The 18795-nt window shown below is 49.4% G+C and carries 14 protein-coding genes; 5 read left to right on the forward strand and 9 right to left on the reverse strand.

Annotated features, from left to right (window positions below):
* Nucleotides 1-45 precede the first annotated feature (45 nt).
* From W01_RS01880 to W01_RS01895, 4 genes are all read left to right on the forward strand, one after another.
* Entirely contained in the window at nucleotides 46-930 is an 885-nt protein-coding gene (locus W01_RS01880) for a DMT family transporter (RefSeq protein ID WP_173051946.1), read from the forward strand.
* A gap of 16 nt (nucleotides 931-946) precedes the next feature.
* Complete coding sequence (tmk, locus tag W01_RS01885; RefSeq protein ID WP_173051947.1) at nucleotides 947-1555, forward strand: dTMP kinase; 609 nt, start codon at nucleotides 947-949, stop codon at nucleotides 1553-1555.
* 99 nt (nucleotides 1556-1654) lie between these two features.
* A complete protein-coding gene (locus W01_RS01890) occupies nucleotides 1655-2248 on the forward strand; it encodes a hypothetical protein (protein ID WP_198421318.1) in 594 nt (197 codons plus the stop codon).
* A gap of 153 nt (nucleotides 2249-2401) precedes the next feature.
* Nucleotides 2402-3565, forward strand: coding sequence for a patatin-like phospholipase family protein (locus W01_RS01895; protein ID WP_173051948.1), 1164 nt, complete (start codon nucleotides 2402-2404; stop codon nucleotides 3563-3565).
* A gap of 289 nt (nucleotides 3566-3854) precedes the next feature.
* Here W01_RS01895 and W01_RS01900 read toward each other — a convergent pair whose 3' ends face one another.
* The 3 genes from W01_RS01900 to W01_RS01910 all read right to left on the reverse strand — a co-directional run bounded on the left by W01_RS01900 (nucleotide 3855) and on the right by W01_RS01910 (nucleotide 8933).
* Nucleotides 3855-8102: an nSTAND1 domain-containing NTPase gene (locus W01_RS01900; RefSeq protein WP_173051949.1), complete on the reverse strand. Its 4248-nt coding sequence runs from the start codon at nucleotides 8100-8102 to the stop codon at nucleotides 3855-3857.
* Entirely contained in the window at nucleotides 8068-8340 is a 273-nt protein-coding gene (locus W01_RS01905; RefSeq protein ID WP_173051950.1) for a hypothetical protein, read from the reverse strand. The genes W01_RS01900 and W01_RS01905 overlap by 35 nt, the downstream gene beginning before the upstream one ends.
* A gap of 128 nt (nucleotides 8341-8468) precedes the next feature.
* Nucleotides 8469-8933, reverse strand: a complete 465-nt coding sequence (locus tag W01_RS01910) for a hypothetical protein (RefSeq protein ID WP_173051951.1) — start codon at nucleotides 8931-8933, stop codon at nucleotides 8469-8471.
* 343 nt (nucleotides 8934-9276) lie between these two features.
* Between W01_RS01910 and W01_RS01915 the strand changes: the two genes are divergently transcribed.
* On the forward strand, nucleotides 9277-10809 hold the full coding sequence (locus W01_RS01915) for an HDOD domain-containing protein (protein ID WP_198421319.1): 1533 nt from the start codon (nucleotides 9277-9279) through the stop codon (nucleotides 10807-10809).
* 152 nt (nucleotides 10810-10961) lie between these two features.
* Here the strand turns inward: W01_RS01915 and W01_RS01920 are convergent, their stop codons facing one another.
* The 6 genes from W01_RS01920 to W01_RS01945 form a co-directional block, all read right to left on the reverse strand.
* Entirely contained in the window at nucleotides 10962-11363 is a 402-nt protein-coding gene (locus tag W01_RS01920; RefSeq protein WP_173055660.1) for a phage holin family protein, read from the reverse strand.
* Between the two features lie 890 nt (nucleotides 11364-12253).
* On the reverse strand, nucleotides 12254-12697 hold the full coding sequence (locus W01_RS01925; protein WP_173051952.1) for a Spy/CpxP family protein refolding chaperone: 444 nt from the start codon (nucleotides 12695-12697) through the stop codon (nucleotides 12254-12256).
* Nucleotides 12698-13228: 531 nt separating this feature from the next.
* Nucleotides 13229-13369 (reverse strand): hypothetical protein, encoded by a 141-nt coding sequence (locus W01_RS01930; protein ID WP_173051953.1) that lies wholly within the window; start codon nucleotides 13367-13369, stop codon nucleotides 13229-13231.
* A gap of 257 nt (nucleotides 13370-13626) precedes the next feature.
* Complete coding sequence (locus tag W01_RS01935) at nucleotides 13627-14832, reverse strand: hypothetical protein (RefSeq protein WP_173051954.1); 1206 nt, start codon at nucleotides 14830-14832, stop codon at nucleotides 13627-13629.
* Between the two features lie 2 nt (nucleotides 14833-14834).
* Complete coding sequence (locus W01_RS01940) at nucleotides 14835-16391, reverse strand: MBOAT family O-acyltransferase (RefSeq protein ID WP_173051955.1); 1557 nt, start codon at nucleotides 16389-16391, stop codon at nucleotides 14835-14837.
* 242 nt (nucleotides 16392-16633) lie between these two features.
* Complete coding sequence (locus W01_RS01945; protein ID WP_173051956.1) at nucleotides 16634-18478, reverse strand: asparagine synthetase B family protein; 1845 nt, start codon at nucleotides 18476-18478, stop codon at nucleotides 16634-16636.
* Between the last annotated feature and the right edge of the window lie 317 nt (nucleotides 18479-18795).

An 18795-nucleotide genomic window follows, 5' to 3' on the forward strand; every position in this document is an offset into this window, starting at 1 on the left:
ATTTTTTGTTTAAGCTGAATAGGCACAATTATAAAGGTGTAGCGAGTGGCATCAAAACAAAAAATTTTGTCGGTGATAGGCTTGTTAAGTGGTGCCTTGGTGTGGGGACTGATGTGGTATCCCTATCGCGCATTACACAACATGGGGGTAGGCGGTGAATTGTCTACGCTGCTCAGCTATTGTATGGCGATGATATTAGGCTTACTGTTCCTGGGGCCGATATGGCGCGAGTTACGAGTTGCCGGGTGGCTGAGTATTGTGTTGATGGCGAGTGCGGGCTGGACCAATTTAGGCTATGTGCTGGCGGTGTTGGATGGCGAAGTAATGCGCGTACTACTGCTGTTCTATCTTGCGCCATTGTGGACGGTGATCTTTTCGCGCTGGCTGCTCGGTGAAAAATTAAATCGTTACGGCTACGCCATTATCGCGCTGTCACTGGGTGGTGCGCTCGTTATGCTGTGGGATATGCAGTATGGTTTGCCACTGCCGCAAAATCAGGCGGAATGGATAGGTCTTTCAGCGGGGATTAGTTTTGCTTTGATGAATGTAATTGTGCGTCGTACGCAGCACCTGAGCGTGAATTTTAAAGTGACCAGCGTGTGGTTTGGCACGATACTCTTCACCATGGTGTTGCTGTTGTATCAGGGTAATGCCATAGCACAATGGCAGAGTATTCCATCCGATGCATGGTGGCTGCTATGGCTGATTGGATTGGTTGTATGCGTCATTAGTTTTGCTGTGCAGTACGGACTGACTTATCTGCCCGCCAATCAGGCGATTGTTCTGCTTCTATCCGAGCTGGTGTTTGCTGCCGTATCCTCGTATTTATTGGCGGATGAGGAAATGGGACTGCGGGAAATTATCGGTGCAGCGCTGATTGTTTCGGCCAGCTTGCTGTCTGGAAAATGCACATCACACAACGGAAAGTAATTTTTTGGGGCGATAATTGAATAAGGCAAAATTTATTACCTTTGAAGGAGTAGACGGGGCAGGTAAGAGCACCCATCTGGCCTGGTTTGCCGAGGCCTTGCGCAAACGCGGCAAAGAAGTGCTTGTAACGCGTGAGCCGGGTGGTACACCCTTGGGTGAATGTCTGCGCGACATTCTGCTAAACCAACCTATGCACGCAAAAACAGAGGCTCTGTTAATGTTCGCCGCTCGCTTTGAACATATCGAGCAGGTTATCAAGCCAGCTTTGCAACGGGGAATTTGGGTAGTATCCGACCGATTTAGCGATGCCAGTTTTGCCTATCAGGGCGGGGGCAGAGGGTTGAAGGTGGCAAAGCTGGAACAATTGGAATGCTGGGTACATGAAAATTTTCAGCCGGATTTGACATTGCTGTTTGACCTTCCGGTTGAGGTGGCACGCCAACGACTCTCGAAAAATATAGCGTTGGATCGCTTCGAGCAGGAAAAAGACAGCTTTTTCAAGAAGGTGCGGCAAGCTTATCTGGAGCGATGTAAGAAACATCCAGATCGCTTCGTGTTGATTGATGCTACCCAAACACCAGAGCAAGTTAAAGCAAACTTAGAGAAAGCAATTCTATCAATTTGATAATAATTGATATTTAAATTATTAACTTCACGGGTTCTGGCGCATTAGCAAGGCCCTGCCAAAGATCCTGATGGTGGCATTGCTAATGCGACAGAGCCTATGCCAACTATGCAAAGTAAATCTGTAGAAACTATTCCCGATAAAGTATTTCTCTTTAGCGGACACATGATTGATGCACCTGATCGCAAGTCGCCCCGTTTTCCAGCAGATAAAGAGCCTGTCGCGAAGGCAGCTATTTCGGATCTGCTGGATTGTTTGCACTTGGGACCTAGGGATATTGCGATCTGCGGAGGTGCGTGCGGTGGAGATTTGTTGTTTGCCGAGGCCGCGCTGAAGCTCGGAGCAAAGCTGGAAATTTATTTGCCATTCGACGAGAAGAGGTTCTTTGCTGAGTCAGTGGACTTTGCTGGCAACGACTGGCATACACGTTTCCTTGATGCAAAATCTCGTGCAGACCTGCACATTATGGCTGACGAGCGTAACTTGCTTGCGCATGGTGAAAGCCCTTTCGAGCAGAACAATTTATGGATGCTTGAACGCGCGCTCCGCTTCGGCAGTAAAAAACTTGAGTTTATTTGTCTGTGGAACGGCCAAGGAGGTGATGGTCCTGGCGGAACACACCATCTAATGCAGGAAGTCCAGCTTCAAGGTGGCCAGACGCACTGGTTGAACACGACAACACTATGGAATTGAAAAGGCCATTTTCAATATGGTTAAACCATTTGATTTCATTATAGAAAAAATAGAGTTTTTTGTGTGGTTATCAAATTCCGTTTCTGTTTACAGCCTTGGTGCGCAGCATCTTGCTTCGTATCAACATATAACCGACTAACAAAGGATATTTAAATGAACGATGTCTTAGTGACCCGCATGCAATCCCCAGGACCCAAAAAGATCCTCTCCTGCGATGGAGGAGGAATTCTGGGACTAATCTCAGTGGAAATTCTGGCCAAAATGGAAGACGACCTACGTGCCAAACTTGGCCGGGAGGCTGAATTCGTGTTGGCCGATTATTTCGACTTCGTGTGCGGCACCAGCACCGGCGCCATCATAGCTGCCTGCATTTCTGCAGGAATGTCGATGGCCCGCATCCGAGAGTTCTATGTGGAAAGTGGCCAGGAGATGTTCGACAAGGCTTTCTTGCTTAAGCGGCTGAACTACAAGTACAACGACGAGCCGCTGGCCCGGAAATTGCGCGGCGAACTGAGCAAAGCCCTTGGTGACGACATTACGCTGGGTAGTCCAGGATTACGCACGCTGTTGATGATGGTACTACGTAATGCTACAACCGACTCTCCTTGGCCGTTGACCAATAATCCGTTTGCTAAATACAACGAGCGTTCGCGCAAAGACTGCAATCTTCAACTGCCGTTATGGCAATTGGTGCGTGCCAGTTCTGCTGCCCCGGTTTACTTTCCGCCGGAGGTAATAACACTAGGTGAAGGCTCACAGAACCCATACACCTTCATTTTCGTAGATGGCGGCGTAACCACATACAACAATCCGGCATTTCTTGCATTCCAGATGATCACAGCACACCCCTACGCAGTAAATTGGAAAACCGGAGCCGACAATCTATTGATCGTTTCAGTCGGCACCGGTGGTGTAGCAATGTCCAATTCCGAACTGAAAGCCGGAAACATGAATTTGTTCTACAACGCCACCTCGATTCCCACTGCGCTGATGAATGCCGCGTCGGCAGGGTGGGATATGGCATGTCGCAGTCTCGGTGACTGTCGACACGGTGGACCAATTGACCGCGAGTTTGGTGACATGGTCGGTTTGACGAAAGATGGCAAGGTCAATTCTACGATACCCAAACTCTTCACTTATATGCGTCACGACCCGGATGTCTCGTTGGAAGGTCTTAAATCGCTTGGCTTAGGGGATTTAGACCCCAAGCATGTACAAACCTTGGATTCGGTAGACTACATGTTGGAGATCCAGAAGGTTGGCGCGGCTTACGCACAGCAGCACGTGCACATTGAACAGTTTGCGCCGTTCGCCTGAAAGGGGGTATCTATGTAGTAATGCTGGCAATAATGCGTCCGATCAAATTCAAGGAGGGGTTTCAATCAAATCCTATGGCAGGGGGTGCAGGCGGCTGCAGAATTTCTCCAGGAGAGGCGAATAGGACAACAAGGTTCAGCTGATTCTTCTTGCCCTGTAATCAGTGAGTATCGAGAAAGCTATGCCAACAGAGTGCGCTTCATTGTCAAGGGAAGGGAGCAGGCAATCATGGTTGATGCAACTGGCGAGTCAGGTGCACGGTCATGGGCTTATTGGGTAATTCGTGTGACTACCCATCGCAGACATCATTACCGATCCATGACTCCGGAAGGATTCTCGCCGCAGAAACATCTGCCGGGGTGAGGGTGCGAATATTGCCATGAAGCTTTTTAAGGCAGACCTCGGCAATCAGCTCATCAGGCCGCTCAAATGTTGACCAATAAAGATTCCATAACTGCGCCGACTTGTCCTGCGATGCCGTAACCACACGCTTGCCGTCGAGGCTGAAGCTGGCGGAGGTGACAGCATCGCCATGCGTCATCGGCATGCCCATGGCCTTACCAGTCTCAGCGTCCCAGACGCGTGCTGTGTGGTCTCTTGAAGCCGTGACCACACGCTTACCGTCAAAGCTGAAACTGGCGGAGTAAATAGCTCTGTCATGCGTCATCGACACGCCTACGGCGTTGCCGGTCTCAGCATCCCAGACGCGGGCCGTGTTGTCCTGCGACGCTGTGGCCACACGCTTGCCGTCGGACGCCGTGACCACATACTTGCCGTCGGGGCTGAAGCTGACACTGTTGATCCTGCTTTCATGGGTCATTTCCAAGCTCACGGCCATTCCGGTTTCACTGTCCCAGACACGAGCTGTATCATCTGACGCTGTGACCACCCGCTTGCCACTGGGGCTGAAGCTGGCGAAAGTGACCATGTCGCCATGCGTCATCGGCACGCCTACAACCTTACCGGTTTCAGCGTCCCAGACACGGGCTGTCTTGTCATTCGACGCTGTCACCACACGCTTGCCATCGGGACTGAAGCTGGCGCTGTTGACCCAGCCGACATCATGCACCATCGGAACGCCAAGAGCCTTGCTAGTCTCAGCATCCCAGATGCGTGCCGTCTTGTTCCGTGAAGCCGTGACCACACGCTTACCGTCGTGGCTGAAACTGGCGGAGTTAACAGCACTGTCATGCGCCATCGGCGCGCCCACGACCTTGCCGGTCTCAGCGTTCCAAACACGGGCCGTGTGGTCACTTGACGCCGTGACCACATACTTGCCATCAGGACTGAAGCTGGCGGAGTTGATCGTACTGTCATGCTTCATCGGTGCGCCCACAGCATTGCCGCCATCGCCATCCCAGATGCGGGCTGTTTTATCCCACGACGCCGTGACCACACGCTTGCCGTCGGGACTGAAGCTAGCGAAAGTGACCATGTCGCCATGCGTCATTGCCACGCCCACGGCATTGCTGGTTTCAGTGTCCCAGACTCTGGCCGTCATATCGTCTGACGCCGTGACCACCCGCTTTCCATCGGAACTGAAGCTGGCAATATTAACCTGCCTATCATGCTTCATTGGTAGGCCTACGGCCTTGCCAGTTTCAGCGTTCCAGACGCGGGCCGTCTTATCATTCGACGCCGTGACCACACACTTACCGTTGGGACTGAAGCTGGCGGAGTTGATCGGCAAATCATGCTCCATCGGCGCGCCCACAGCCTTACCGGTCGTAGCGTCCCAAATGCGCGCCGTCTTGTCTTCTGATGCTGTGACTACATACTTTCCATCGGGACTGAAGCTGGCAGTTTTAATCCATTCTTTATGCTCCATCGGCGCGCCCAGGACCTTGCCAGTCTCAGCGTTCCAAACACGGGCCGTGTGGTCACTTGACGCCGTGACCACATGCTTGCCATCAGGGCTGAAGCTGGCGGAGTTAATCGTATTGTCATGCCTCATCGACGACCCCACAGTCTTACCGGTTTCAGCGTCCCAGACGCGGGCCGTCATGTCCCACGACGCGGTGACCACATGCTTGCCATCAGGGCTGAAGCTGGCGCTGTTGACCCTGCTGTCATGGGTCATCGGTAGGCCCACGGTCTTGCCAGTCTCAGCGTCCCAGACGCGAGCTGTGTCATCTGACACCGTGACCACACGCTTGCCGTCGGGGCTGAAGCTGGCGGAAATAACTTCGGCATCATGCATCATCGGCATGCCCACGGTCTTGCCAGTCTCAGCGTCCCAGACGCGCGCCGAGCAGTCTCTCGACGCCGTGACCACACACTTGCCGTCAGGACTGAAGCTGGCGAAGTTCACCCTATCCTTATGGTTAGCAAAAATCGTGTGTAAGGTACTTGACTCGGCTGCTCTCACTAATACAGCTATAGCAGATGGATGTGCGGGATGCAGAAAGGACACCTTTGCAGCCAACACCGCTAACCGAAGGCTTTGGTCGAAATGGTCAGCGTCTGCCGCGGCCTCAGCTGCACTGGTCAGCAGCAGCGACGTCTGCATACTCAACTCCCGCAACTGATTCTCACGTTCTTCCAATTCTCGCTTATCGCGCTGGCGGCAGGCTGCCAGATACTGTCCGTCAACAGGCTCGAAGCGGCCGGCAAGCCGCTTATCGGAAAACATAGCCTCGGCTGCATCAAGCCGGTGAGCGGTGTGTACAAGGAATACTTTATCCAGATCGCCTCGGAGCCAGTCGTGGGCAGATCGACGAATCAATTCGGATGCAGACAAGGCCTCGGCAAACTCACGCAGCCAACGCTCCAGCATGCCCCATTGCCGCAGCAAGGCCTCGTGTGCCACTTCAACCACCTCGACCGGTTCACCACCGTCGGTCACGCGGCGGACATCCGTCAGTAGCAGCCGCTGTTCGATCAGGCGCGACACCAGGGCGTCGGCTTGCGGTAATTCCTGGCGCAAGCTTGCTCGCAAGGCCACCCGGCGCTTCCAGTTCCCCGTGTCGGGGTCCACGGTGGCGATATAGGGAAAGATCTGCTGCAACAGGCGTTCTTGCTCGTCCCGCTGAGCGGGAATGGCCGGTTCCTGGCCCGGACGCTCGAAAGCGTGCCCCACCGCCGCACCGATGACGCCCCGGACACCGCCGAGCTTCTGGTATTCCTCGTATCCGATCCGCGTACCCTGGGCAGTGGTGAATTCGCGGTACAGCCATTCCAGTGTCAAGGCCAGTAGCGGCAGGGCATCCGCCCCCTGGGCATCCTGGATCAGCTGTTCGGTGAGCTCCGGGGTGATGACCAGTGATTTGACAGTTTCGGTGTGCCGCCTGGCCGGACCTTCGATCACGGCCTTGAATTCCGACACCGGCATGGCAGGCAGACTGAACAGCACGGGTGACATCCCCTGCAACGCTGGCTGCTCCTGCAGTTTGGGTAAAGAGTCGGAGCGTATTGTCAACAGAAATAGGACGCGCAATCGCTGGCCACCAATATTTGGAAACTGAGCGGCTAACAGATGCTGATGCAGCGCATCGATGTAGGTCACTAACTGACCGGCTTCTTCCTGGCCATCGGTGGCGAATAGCTCCTCTGCCTGATCGATGGGGATGATGAACGTGGGGTCGGTTGGCACACCTGAACGGTCCATTCCCTGCTGAATCCGCTGAACGGGCTGAATTTGTCGCAGGACACCGGCCAAACCGATTGATGCCAATTCTGCGCGAACCTGTGCGTGGTTCATTGGCTGCCCTGCTGTGGCGAGTGCGCCCTTGAGGCTGTTCAGCAAACCTTGCGAGCCTGAGATGGCTGCGCGCTCGGGACGAATAGTGGGCAAGACTAGAAAATGGGTACTGTCCCGCTTAAGCCGTGGCAGTAGACCGGCCCGCAGGAAGGAAGATTTGCCCGCGCCGGATGCTCCCAGAATGACAAAGAGCTGTTCGACATCGCGCTCGCGCACCAGACGCATCTGATCGATCGCACGTATGATGGAAGCATCTCGTCCGAAGAAGACAGCTGCGTCTGGCTCTTCCAAGGCACGCAGGCCTGGATAGGGCGAACGTTCAGGTTGACCTTCGGGTGGCCACAAGAACGTAGACGCGTCCAACCCCGCCTTTCGCAAGCCATTCGCCAATGCCTCCAGTCCGGCGTGAGAGAAACTCACTTCGGTTTTGGACACCTTCGGTAGTTTCTCTACAGTAAATGACACGGGATCATCGGTATGTGTCAGGTCGCAGAGTTGCCACACGGAGGTCATTTGATTGGGTAATTCCGAGCGGGAAACCTTTTCGGCCATTACGCCAAAGATGCGCTTACCGATAAAATTTGCCAAATAAAATTCGGCTTTGCACATATCGGATTGCAGCCATGCCGGGGAAACCAGACAGATTACGGCTTCGCAACGATCTGCCGCTTTTTTCAGCGCGGCCATCCATCGCTCACCCGTTGCAATGCCGCGGTTGTCATCGAAGTCAAGAAGAAAGCAATCACTCCAGCCATTGGCCTCAAGCCAGCTTGCCAGCGCCAAGGCGGCTGCGTTGTTAGCGCTAGAGTGACTGATGAATATGCGAGAGCGAGACATAGATTAAATTTCGCGTCAGGATTTCGTTAGCGGGCTGCCGCTGGTAATCGGCGCGCACCATTGCGCCAGTCAATGGTGCAGGGTGGTAGCATGGATCGCCGATAGCTGATAAAGGATCACTATACTCACAAAAATCTCCCGGCAATGGCGCGTTGCGGCGTTCTTGATTACTTGGTTGGACGAAGCCGCTACGCGAAGGATGCAGTTTCGACGGGCCAAAGTCAAAATATAATCTCACCCCCTCTCGCGAGGGCTTGTTCCATGACAAACTACGGGATTATCTTAAAATGGAAGCATTGTCCGACGCAAATTTCAAACTGAACTACCAGTCGCATCGAATAGACTTTGAGTAAATCAATGCCCAATTTAATTTGCCACTTTAAGCTGCCAAGTTGAGTGGCAGGCGACACACTTTGTTAATGTATTAGACAGCATTTTCAAAATTTCTGGCGCTGGCGCTTTACTTTCGGCAGCTTTGGCTATTGCATCCATGTCGCGATGAACACTCATGCCTAGCGATTTCAATTCCATTGGCAGTTTTGTCATCAGTGCCGGGCTTGCATCGGCAGCAACAACCATACCTGCAGCACTTGAAGCCTTGATGACGCGCTGCATGTCGCCTTGATTCACGCCCTCTAGAATCCCTTGCGTTGCAGATAGCAGGCCACGCATTTCGGATAAGATCAAGTCACGCTCGCTAACTTGCAGCACGACAGCAGTTCTACCATCGGTCCCGGCGGTAGTATTTCCACGAATGAAGAACCATGCGAATACGGCAATAGTAAGAACCCAGAGCAACAAGGCAATTAAGGCAAGTTTATTGGATTTCATTTTTAGTTTCTTACGTGGTTTATGAAGGGATACAAGATAGAGGAAATTTGCACTCCTGTCTGTGATAAAGGTCACATATCCATGTCATTTCCCCCCAAGTGTGTCTGAAGCCCTACCAGCGAGAAAATCTCGATCCCGGTCTGCTTTAATGCTTCATGCCATGCTCTGGCATTTACCTGAATGACGGGCTTGCCGTTGCAGGTACTGCAGGCTTAAAGATCGGTGCGATTTGGCCGATGCTTCAAAATGAAAGAGCTCATGTCTTTTCCTTTGTTGATCGGCACCGCAACGCGCGCGGTATGACGATAAATTTTTCAGATGTACGTTTTACCGGGATGCAGCTATGTCTGTCGATATCAAACCACCACCTTGCAGTGACGAAATGCGTAACGTGCGCGATGCGCTTGTGCAAAAACTGGGTAGCGATGTCGGCTTGTTTGCGCTCGGTGCCGCTGTGTCGCACGTCGTGCAGCTCACTGCGTCCGATGACGAAGCGGCCCATAATCTCGCGTATTACGTGTTGTCGGATGTGGCGCTGACGCAAAAGATTTTGCGTTTGTCAAACTCGGTGAGCTATCGCCGGGTGGTCAGTACGCCCGTAACAACTATCTCCCGGGCTATTTTTATGCTCGGTTTTGATACTGTAAAAACCAGCGCGTTGGCCATGCTGCTGGTTGATAGCTTGTCTAACCATAAGCATGCGCAGAGTATTCGCACAGAGCTTGCCGACGCCTTGCGTGCCAGCTTGGTTGGCCGCGAGCTGGCACGCCGCAGCCACTACCAGGACGCGGAAGAAGCGTCGATTGCGGCCTTGTTCAAAAACCTGGGTCGTTTGCTGGTGGCGTCGCATGAACCCGCCTGTCTAAGGCAAATTGAAGGGCTCGTCACCGCAGGTGAACACAGTCCGGCTCAAGCCTCAGCCCACGTGCTCGGCTGCAGCTTTGAAGCATTGGCCGAAGCGGTGCTGGCCGAATGGAATATCCCGGCTACCATCATCCACGCGCTAAGTGCTGTGCCTGCCGGTAAGCAACGGATGGCGGGTAATCGCCAGATATGGATGCGTCAGGTCGCCTCATTTAGTGTTGAGGCATCCAAACTGCTCGCGCGCGACGACATCGAAGTGGCGGCAGACAGCCATAAACTGTTGGCCCATTTTGGTGCAGCCTTAAACCTCGACACTAAAAAAATGCACGAGTTGTTTGTCTCGGTTACCGAGGAAATGCGAGTACTAACCGAAAGCCTTAAACTTGACGGGACGGATATCAAGGCCGCTGACGCTGGCAGCGGCATGCCGGACGTGTTACTGATGACGACCGCTGACACCAAGGCTGAAGGTTTTCATCCCAGCGGCAAGCCAATCAATGCACGCGATTTATTGTTGGCCGGCGTACAGGATGTGATTCAGATGCGAGCGTTGGGTCGCAGCAAAGTCAATGAACTGATCTTGCTGGTACTGGAAACGCTGTACCGCAGTATGGGTTTTCGTTTTGCAACCGTATGTTTAAAAGATATTAAATTGGGTCAATTCCGTGCCCGTGTTGCCCTTGGAGAAGGCCATACTTCGCGCCAGGCGCGCTTTATATTCCAGATGGTCCCGGAGCGGGATTTGTTCCATCTATCCATGGAAAATAACACTGATCTGATGATAGCGGACGCCAGCAGCGAGAAAATACGCGATCTTTTGCCTGCATGGCACCGCGCCCTGTTGCCAGACGCGCGCAGTTTTATCGTACTGCCGCTGGTGGTGCAAAAAGTGCAGATCGGATTGTTTTATGCAGATCGTGTTTTGCCAGCGCTTGAGGGCTTGCCACCCGATGAAATCGCGCTGATCAAGGCATTAAAGGGCCAAATATTGGCTGCGCTCAGCGGTACTTGAAGAGCGCCCGGTTCTTATCTTGCATAGCGCGTGGAACGTGTTTGGAATTCTATTTGAATTGTTGCTCGTCAATCAGATTGATATTGAATACGTCAGTCCCTGGAAATCATTCAAGGAATGAGCACAACGCTCAAAACACTCAACTACCGTTCTCAGATGTACACTCCTTTATGAGTAGGGAGGACAATTGGATTGTCACCTGCCTGAAAAATGAATAATCCCACAAAGAAACTGAGAACCGCAATGAAGATACTCGCAAAAAATGCGGTCCAAAATCCAGATACTTTGAAGCCCGGAACAACAGATGACACCAGAAGCATCATCAGCGCATTGATAACCAGCAGAAAAAAACCGAAAGTGATAAGTGTTAACGGTATGGTAAGCAATATGACGACAGGCCTAATGACTGCATTGGCGAAACCCAGCAACAGCGCCGAGACAAACAAAGATTGTTTATTTGAAAAAGAAATACCGTGAAATATGAGGCCTGCAACCCATAGCGAAAGCGCAGTTATGCCCCAGTGAGCCAAAAATTCCATTATGTTATTCACCATAATCTGGATATCCACTCCGCTCCATCATTCTTTGCATTGTTCACTTTGGCAGAAACCGCATGCCATGAAAATCTTTCAGCGCTCAGCAAATTTTGAGCTCGCGCATAGATTTTTTCGCTTACTGAGCCACGTCTAATCTATTGCTTTTCGGTTTCTGCATAGTATCAACGGGGATTTGCGAATGCACCCTGAGTGAAACAAATCATTTTTCTTTCAATTGTCCCGTCTTATTAAGCCAAGGTCGGACATCTTTTTTCAACCATTCCAGCGACAATTGATCTTTTTTGATATAGGCATTAAGAAAGGCTGTAGTTACCTGTTCGATGGCAACGCCCATAATGGCGCGCTGAGTCGGAGAATTAACGGCTTCGCGTTTGGAAGGTAATTCAAAATCACTCCCGCTATTGGGTGATTTTTTACCACGACGATTGCCACGCCCTCTACCCGATCCTTCATTGGTGTTGTTCTGTCGAGTTTGCTGAGCGTTGCTATACGTTGCTATACGTTGCTATACGTTGCTTCAGATATTCAATCGAATTCTTTAATACATTAAGGCGCTCAGATATAACTTCGGATAATACCGTTCATGCCTGATAAATGTAAAATCGCCACGTCGCGCTGCCTTTGATGACCATATGTTTACATCATCTTCCAATGGCTGAAGAGAAAAGACGACATATCTTGATTTTGCCCATGTATTACGCATATCTGCTCCGGCAGCGCTGGATTCCCCGAGGTCTGGCATATATATAACTAATGGATATTTCCCTTCTCGACTGGGTTGAATAATGGTGATTTGACAAAATGCACGCTATCCCGATAGACGCATCTCCTGTAAATATTTGGAGTCGGAATAGCGTACCTGTTTTTAAGAGAAGTTTCCTTATGACTTATGAATTGCGATGATGAGTTTGGAACTGTTTATCGAATATGCCCTTCTGATCTTGAGTTAATGTGTCGTAAAACGCACGTACAGCTGCTGCATGTTCAGTCATTTTTATTTCATGAGCTTTCACATAGCTTAGCCTTCGATCGAGACGATCAGGAGTGCTCATATTTTTCCAATCTTGAGGAGCAGGCGCCTCCATTTTGACAGGCTTTATTTTATTCAAAAATTCTGTCCATGATGCTTCCTGAGCAGAGGTTAGCTGAAGGGCGGTATGCAATGCTGACATTCGGTTATCAAAATGTGCAGCGTAGCCACCTTTCTTACCCCAAGAGTGCCTGCATTGATCTTTCGAGGCCATCTTTTCGTCGGCTAACACACTGTTGCTTAGTAAGACAGAGAGGCTTATGCCAAGTATGGTGCTAAGAGTTGATTTACTAATATTCATGGTTTATCTCCTGAAATAAATTTTTCGGTTAACGCAGTAATGTGCGTGTAGGGTATCTTGGAGGGAAACTGTAAGCAAAATGTTTGCAACAACGAAGAAAATGTAACAGTTTATTTCTGCAAAGAGATTACAAGTTTGCAATCAACATTTAGCAAAGACCAAACATGGGGTAATCTTCCATGATCGCGCCTCAAATAAATGCTCCTGCTAAGTTCCCCGCACAGTTCTGGTGCTACTGTGATTCAGCAAAAGGTTATTATCCATATGTGCCTAGTTGCCCAGAGGCGTGGCGGCCAGTTCCAGTTCAATTTCCACAGACAGTGCCGAATTAGGATTGTCTAGCATCTTTGCTAATGCTGCGTGAACTGTATTCCACATCACCATTCGGGATGCAGTTTAGAGTTACGCCTTAAATGCCGTCGAATCTACGTGGTTAAATAATTGCGATATAACGATTAAGGTTAGATCGTGATCGCGAAGCGAGCCACGATCTGAACCGTTTGTTGGACGAGCCCGGCTGGCTCACAAACGCTATGCAAATATCTCCCCAATCCGGCGCACACCGTGACAGTATGATTCAATCGTCTTGGGCTGCATACCGCGCAGCTTCAAGCGCTTGAGCAGACTCTCATAATTCCGCGCAAATGGTTGCGGATATTCGTGTTTCATCATAATCATTCTCCTCATGCTAAAGTACAAAAAACCCCTTGCGGGGTGAGGAGGAATTATGGCTTTGAATCAAATTGATGGGGAGCATTTCTCCGCGATAGCGGCTTCGTCCAACGCTAGCATTAACATAGCCATACCAGGTGTGTGGCCCCACCGAGCAAAATTGGATCGTGAAGTTTGACTGGCCTTCCAAGTAATAAATTAAGAGCAGTAAGACGCGAGCATTTCTTTTATTGCACTATCAATTATAGTGTCATAGCTTATTGAATCAGCTCCTCGAGCTGAGAAATTTCTGCGGATCTTTCTAACTTATATTTCACGCCATCTTGACGGATGGACAACAAATGAGCATTAATATTTTCCGGCGTCAACACCACGCCAAAATCAGCCTCCCCCGTTCCTGATAGGCGAGCCAGTATCTGATGCCCCAATTCTTTCTTGAAGTGCCCAGCTTCCCAATAATCAGGTACAACAGTCTGTTTATCGCCAACAGGTGGAACAGTCTCGCGTGCGAAATGATGATAGCCACTGAAATCCCAAAGGGTTGCCTGACCGCGGTTATGAGTAGCGACCCGTAATGTCAGCTCCCGTTTCCAGTCTTCAAACATATCCCAACAATTAGTGATACGAAAAATCTCCAGTAAATGAGCATGGTATGGATAGATAACCACCTTAACTTGAATCCCATGGGTATGAGCAGCATCCAGAATGGCGGTCACGTCCTCGAAAGCAGGAGAGGTATGAGTGCCACGGGAAAACAAATTTTTTGAACGCTTCTGATAAACGCGCATATTCTCGATATCACGCTGCCGGAATAAATTGAAATACCCCTCATTGCGTGCAATCCGCGAATAATCATGCATGGGATTAAATCCAGTTGCAGTTAAATGTGCTACCTCTGTTCTGCCGTGCATTCGCACAGTGTCTATGCTATGCAACACAGCATTCAGGGAAGCCAGAGTGATGGCACTATCAAGCATCATCTGTAACCAACGTTTATTATTGATCTGCCCATCTGGCGTAATTAAAAGCCGATGAATAATTTCTGGTTCCCATTTATTACTTATATCGGGCGATACCAGAAAATCCATGAAATCCACCCCCAGCACGATTGTTTTGGGGGGATGGGCTGCCGCCAAGACATGTTCGAAGAGACGACGGGCAACACGGGTACCTGTGCCCGGCAGTGCTAAGTTGTATATGGGCTGAGCTGATTCGGGCCAAGCCACATCTGCGGGATCGAAGCCCACTTCTGCTCGTGAGTTACCTAAAATGAGTGTGCGCGGTGAATGTTTCAATACCAGATAAGGTTTAACTAATTCGCCTTGTGTCGCACCATTAGGTTTCCAGTTACCTTCGCTATATGGCCGGTAAAGTCCGTAGGGATCGACCCAGTAATTTAGTGTCACCGCCCCTGTCAATAAAATCAGTAAGGCAAAAAACCAGATACGCAAGTAAGTTGCCATGATTAGAACTGGTAATAGAGGAATTGCGTAGCTTGAGATAGTGAAAGTACACCAGTTACTGCAAGTATTGCCATCGCCAATCCCCAAGCAATGGTTGTTCTCCATTCCAATCGTGCTGTAACTGCTACTGGATCGAAATCGAGCCCGGGGGAATGGCGGCGCATTAGTTCCTGGGTATTCGGCAGAAACAGAGCGATGGTTAACAGGCAGATAACCCATCCCCAAGTAAATATGAAACGACTGCCGCCTCCGAGAGAAAAATGTATGTTCAGACTTTCCAGTATGCTCGCTGCACCACCCAACTTCGATTGAAATACTGTCGGTAAACTGATGCCATGCAATCCGATCATGCCGGAAAGCATGTTCAACGCACCTTCAAGCGTGGTTGCACGAAAGAATACCCAGGCCACTACAACGGCAATAAAAGTGAAGGCCCATGCTGTCAGTTTGCCCCAAATCCCTGTATTTCCGAGATCTGGAAAATACCTTTTGCATAGGGAACGCCAACCATGGTTTATGGCCAAATACAAACCGTGCAGTCCGCCCCATAACACAAAATTCCAGGACGCTCCGTGCCACAAACCGCCCAAAAGCATGGTAACTATTAGATTAATCTGCCGCCGCATGGGACCTCTGCGATTGCCTCCTAAGGGGATATATAGATAATCCCGCAAAAAACGTGACAGGGTCATATGCCAACGGCGCCAAAAATCAATAATATTGGTTGCCTTGTAGGGTGAATTGAAATTCAGCGGTAGCACGATGCCAAACATCCTCGAAAGTCCAATGGCCATATCTGAATAGCCGGAAAAATCGAAATACAACTGTGCGGTATAAGCCAAAGCACCACCCCATGAGGCCAGTAAATCCAGCTTTTCTCCCATATCGGCAGCATGAAAGGCGACATTGGCATAGGGTGATACGCCATCGGCCAATACAGATTTTTTGAACAAGCCTATCGTGAAGATGGTCAGACCGATGGTCATATTGTCCCAGGAAAAACGATATGTCTCGGGGCGAGCGAATTGGGGCATCATTTCTTTATGATGCAGCACCGGGCCGGCGATCAGATGTGGAAAATAAGTGACAAACAACAGGTAGTGGATGAAATTGTATTCCCGCGCTTTGCCCGACCAAGCATCCACTAGAAAAGCAATTTGTGTGAAAGTGAAAAATGAAATACCCAATGGCAAGAGTATGTCCTGCAGAGTCCAGCCCGTATCTAAAATACGGTTGGTTGTATCAAGAAAGAAATTGGCGTACTTGTAGTAACCCAAGAGCAGCAAATCAGCAACAATACCGGCCGTTAGAATAAAATTTTTACGTCGATTTCGATCTTTCTCGTGTTCCCGAGCGAGAGCGTAACCTATTCCATAATTGAAAAAGATCGAAGCCAGTAGCAATCCTACATAGGCGAGGTTCCAGTATCCATAAAAAAACAGGGAAGCGGCACCCAACCAGGCAGCGGCAAGCTGTCGGCTATAGGCACCTAAACGGAAAAAAACAATCGCCGTCACAGGCAAAAACAGCAGCAGGAATGAATAGGAATTGAAAAGCATCGTTAATATCGGGAAATGCTATTTATGTTCGTATACCTAAATCCCATCTACCGGGAGTCGTATCTTTTTAACATCAGGCATTTCGTTTCGTGCTGGCCATTTAGAGAGCCAGCATGATCGATTTTAATTTATTGCTCTTAATGTGATAGAACAGTCTTTTAGGGCTGATTGCCTTAGTTGTGAAAGGTAGAGTAATTCCATGTCTATGCAGGTAGCCGGACTGCAAGTTTTGCTTACATTCCCTAGCTTTCATGATGCTGCAACCATTGCTCCAGCATCATCAGCACCCAAATCATAACGCCGTAATAAGCTGCATGTCCCGAGCGGTGTTGTTCAATCAACGCGTCAAGGTATTCTGGCTTGATATAACCACGTCTTCGCAATGACTTCAAACTGTCATAGGTCAACTCTTGCAGTGGACGATAGGTTTGCATCCAGACGCCAAAAGGCAAACCAAATCCTTGCTTGCTTTTGGTGAGAGTTTCCTGGGGCAAAAAATCTTTGAGCGCTTCCTTGAAAAAGTATCTGAGCTTCAACCCTTTTACTTTAAGAGAAGGGGGAAGTTGCGCTGCAAACGTGACAATATCCTCATCCAACAGAGGGTAATGAACTGCTACACCCGCCAATTCACACATTCGGTTCACCTTGCGCAAGTCATTGTCGGCCAAGGTAAACTTTAGATCCAGATTAAGGAGGCGATTGATAGAGGAAGTGGAATCGGTACGGCCATATTCTGCTCGCAGCATTGCGTTCGGTTCTTGGTGATTCACTTGAGCCAGAAAGTCAGCAGTGAAAATCTCGCTCGGCGAAGCGCGATGTAAAAAATTATAAGTTTCCAACCGATCTGGTAAGGGAATTTGAGCTTGCGCGATGTAGCTTTTTAACTTTCTCAATAATGGGATATGTTCTATGCCCGGCATGCCAGACATAACAGGCTCCACTATGCTATGCCGTAGCATTGCAGGTACAAGAGAATACGCTTCGAATATTTTTTGTTTGGCATAGCGCGTGTTTCCGCCAAAAATTTCGTCCCCGCCGTCCCCCGCCAGCATCAGCCTAATGCCTTGTTCTTTGGCTAATTTAGCACAACAATAGGCAGGGACTGCCGATGCATTTCCAAAGGGTTCGTCGTAGGCTTGGGCAATCAGCGGGATCGTATCGACGACATCTTGTGCCGTGACATAGTATTCGTGAGCATGGGTGCCAAAATGCTTGCTCGTAATGCGTGCAAACTCCATTTCATCGTAGCCTTCGGCTGCAAATCCAATAGAAAAGGTATTTGCTGGCTTAGTGGAGGATTGGGCGAGTACCCCTGCAATAGTAGAACTGTCCGTACCACCACTTAGAAAAGCGCCTACTTGCTCATCGGTGACTGACCTTTTCAGGGCGGTTTGCAGCAATTTCTTAAGGGTTTCTTGGCGTTGTATAAAGTGGCTTTGACCTGAGTCAGCATATTCCAGGTGCCAATAAAAATTCGTTTCAATTTTCCCATTTTGGAATAGCGCATACTGCCCGGGCAGTAGCTTGCGTACATTTTTATATATACTTCCGGGAGAAGGAACTGAATGAAAAAATAAATAATTAAAGATCGATTGAGGATCAATTACTCGCTCTATATTGGGATGAGCGACTACCCCATTTGTGCTGGTAGCGAAAATAAAATGGTCGCATGGTGCGGCATAGCAACTGGAGTAAATACCCAATCGATCAATGGCGACAAGGGCCGTACCTTCCTGTGCGTCAATAATGGCAACGCAAAAAGCTCCATGCATATCCTCAAGAAATGTTTTTCCTGATCTGGAGTATGCTTTAGCCACTGCAGCCGCTGAAGTTTTTTCTTGCGCAAGCTCATTTAACTCATTGTTTCCCCAATATACATTACCGATAATAGCTACCTTAAGTGAGCCTTCTTCATGGCAACTTGCTTGGTCAAATTTTGACCAAGCTGCTATTCCCTCACAATAACCATAAAGCGCCTGCATCGAGTCGCTTTTTTCGTCAGTCATAGCATCTACCATGGCATCGGTTATTTCCTTAGCAAGCATAGAATCTTTCTTGCCACCGAACCAACCACACATTCCCTTCATGCAATCTCCTTGTTAGTCTGCAACGGACAATTTTAATTAAACCTCTGGCATTGCCGGAGGTCATTTAACTTGATAAGCCTGCTTATTACATTGACTTTATTTAATTTTATTGATTTGGATAGAATTTTAGATTGATTGATGTAATAACTATGCATTCCTCTAAATATAAGGATTTTGTTATTTATACATATTACTTTATAACATTTAATCGGCTTTATGTGATTTGCAGTGGATAACTCTTAGGTAAGTGCAAGATGAGCAAAAGAGATGGCCATCTAAAAGTTGGTTTGTCCTGAGCAGATGCGTCCCTATGTTAA

This window comes from Candidatus Nitrotoga sp. AM1P, from assembly GCF_013168275.1.
GTDB lineage: Bacteria > Pseudomonadota > Gammaproteobacteria > Burkholderiales > Gallionellaceae > Nitrotoga.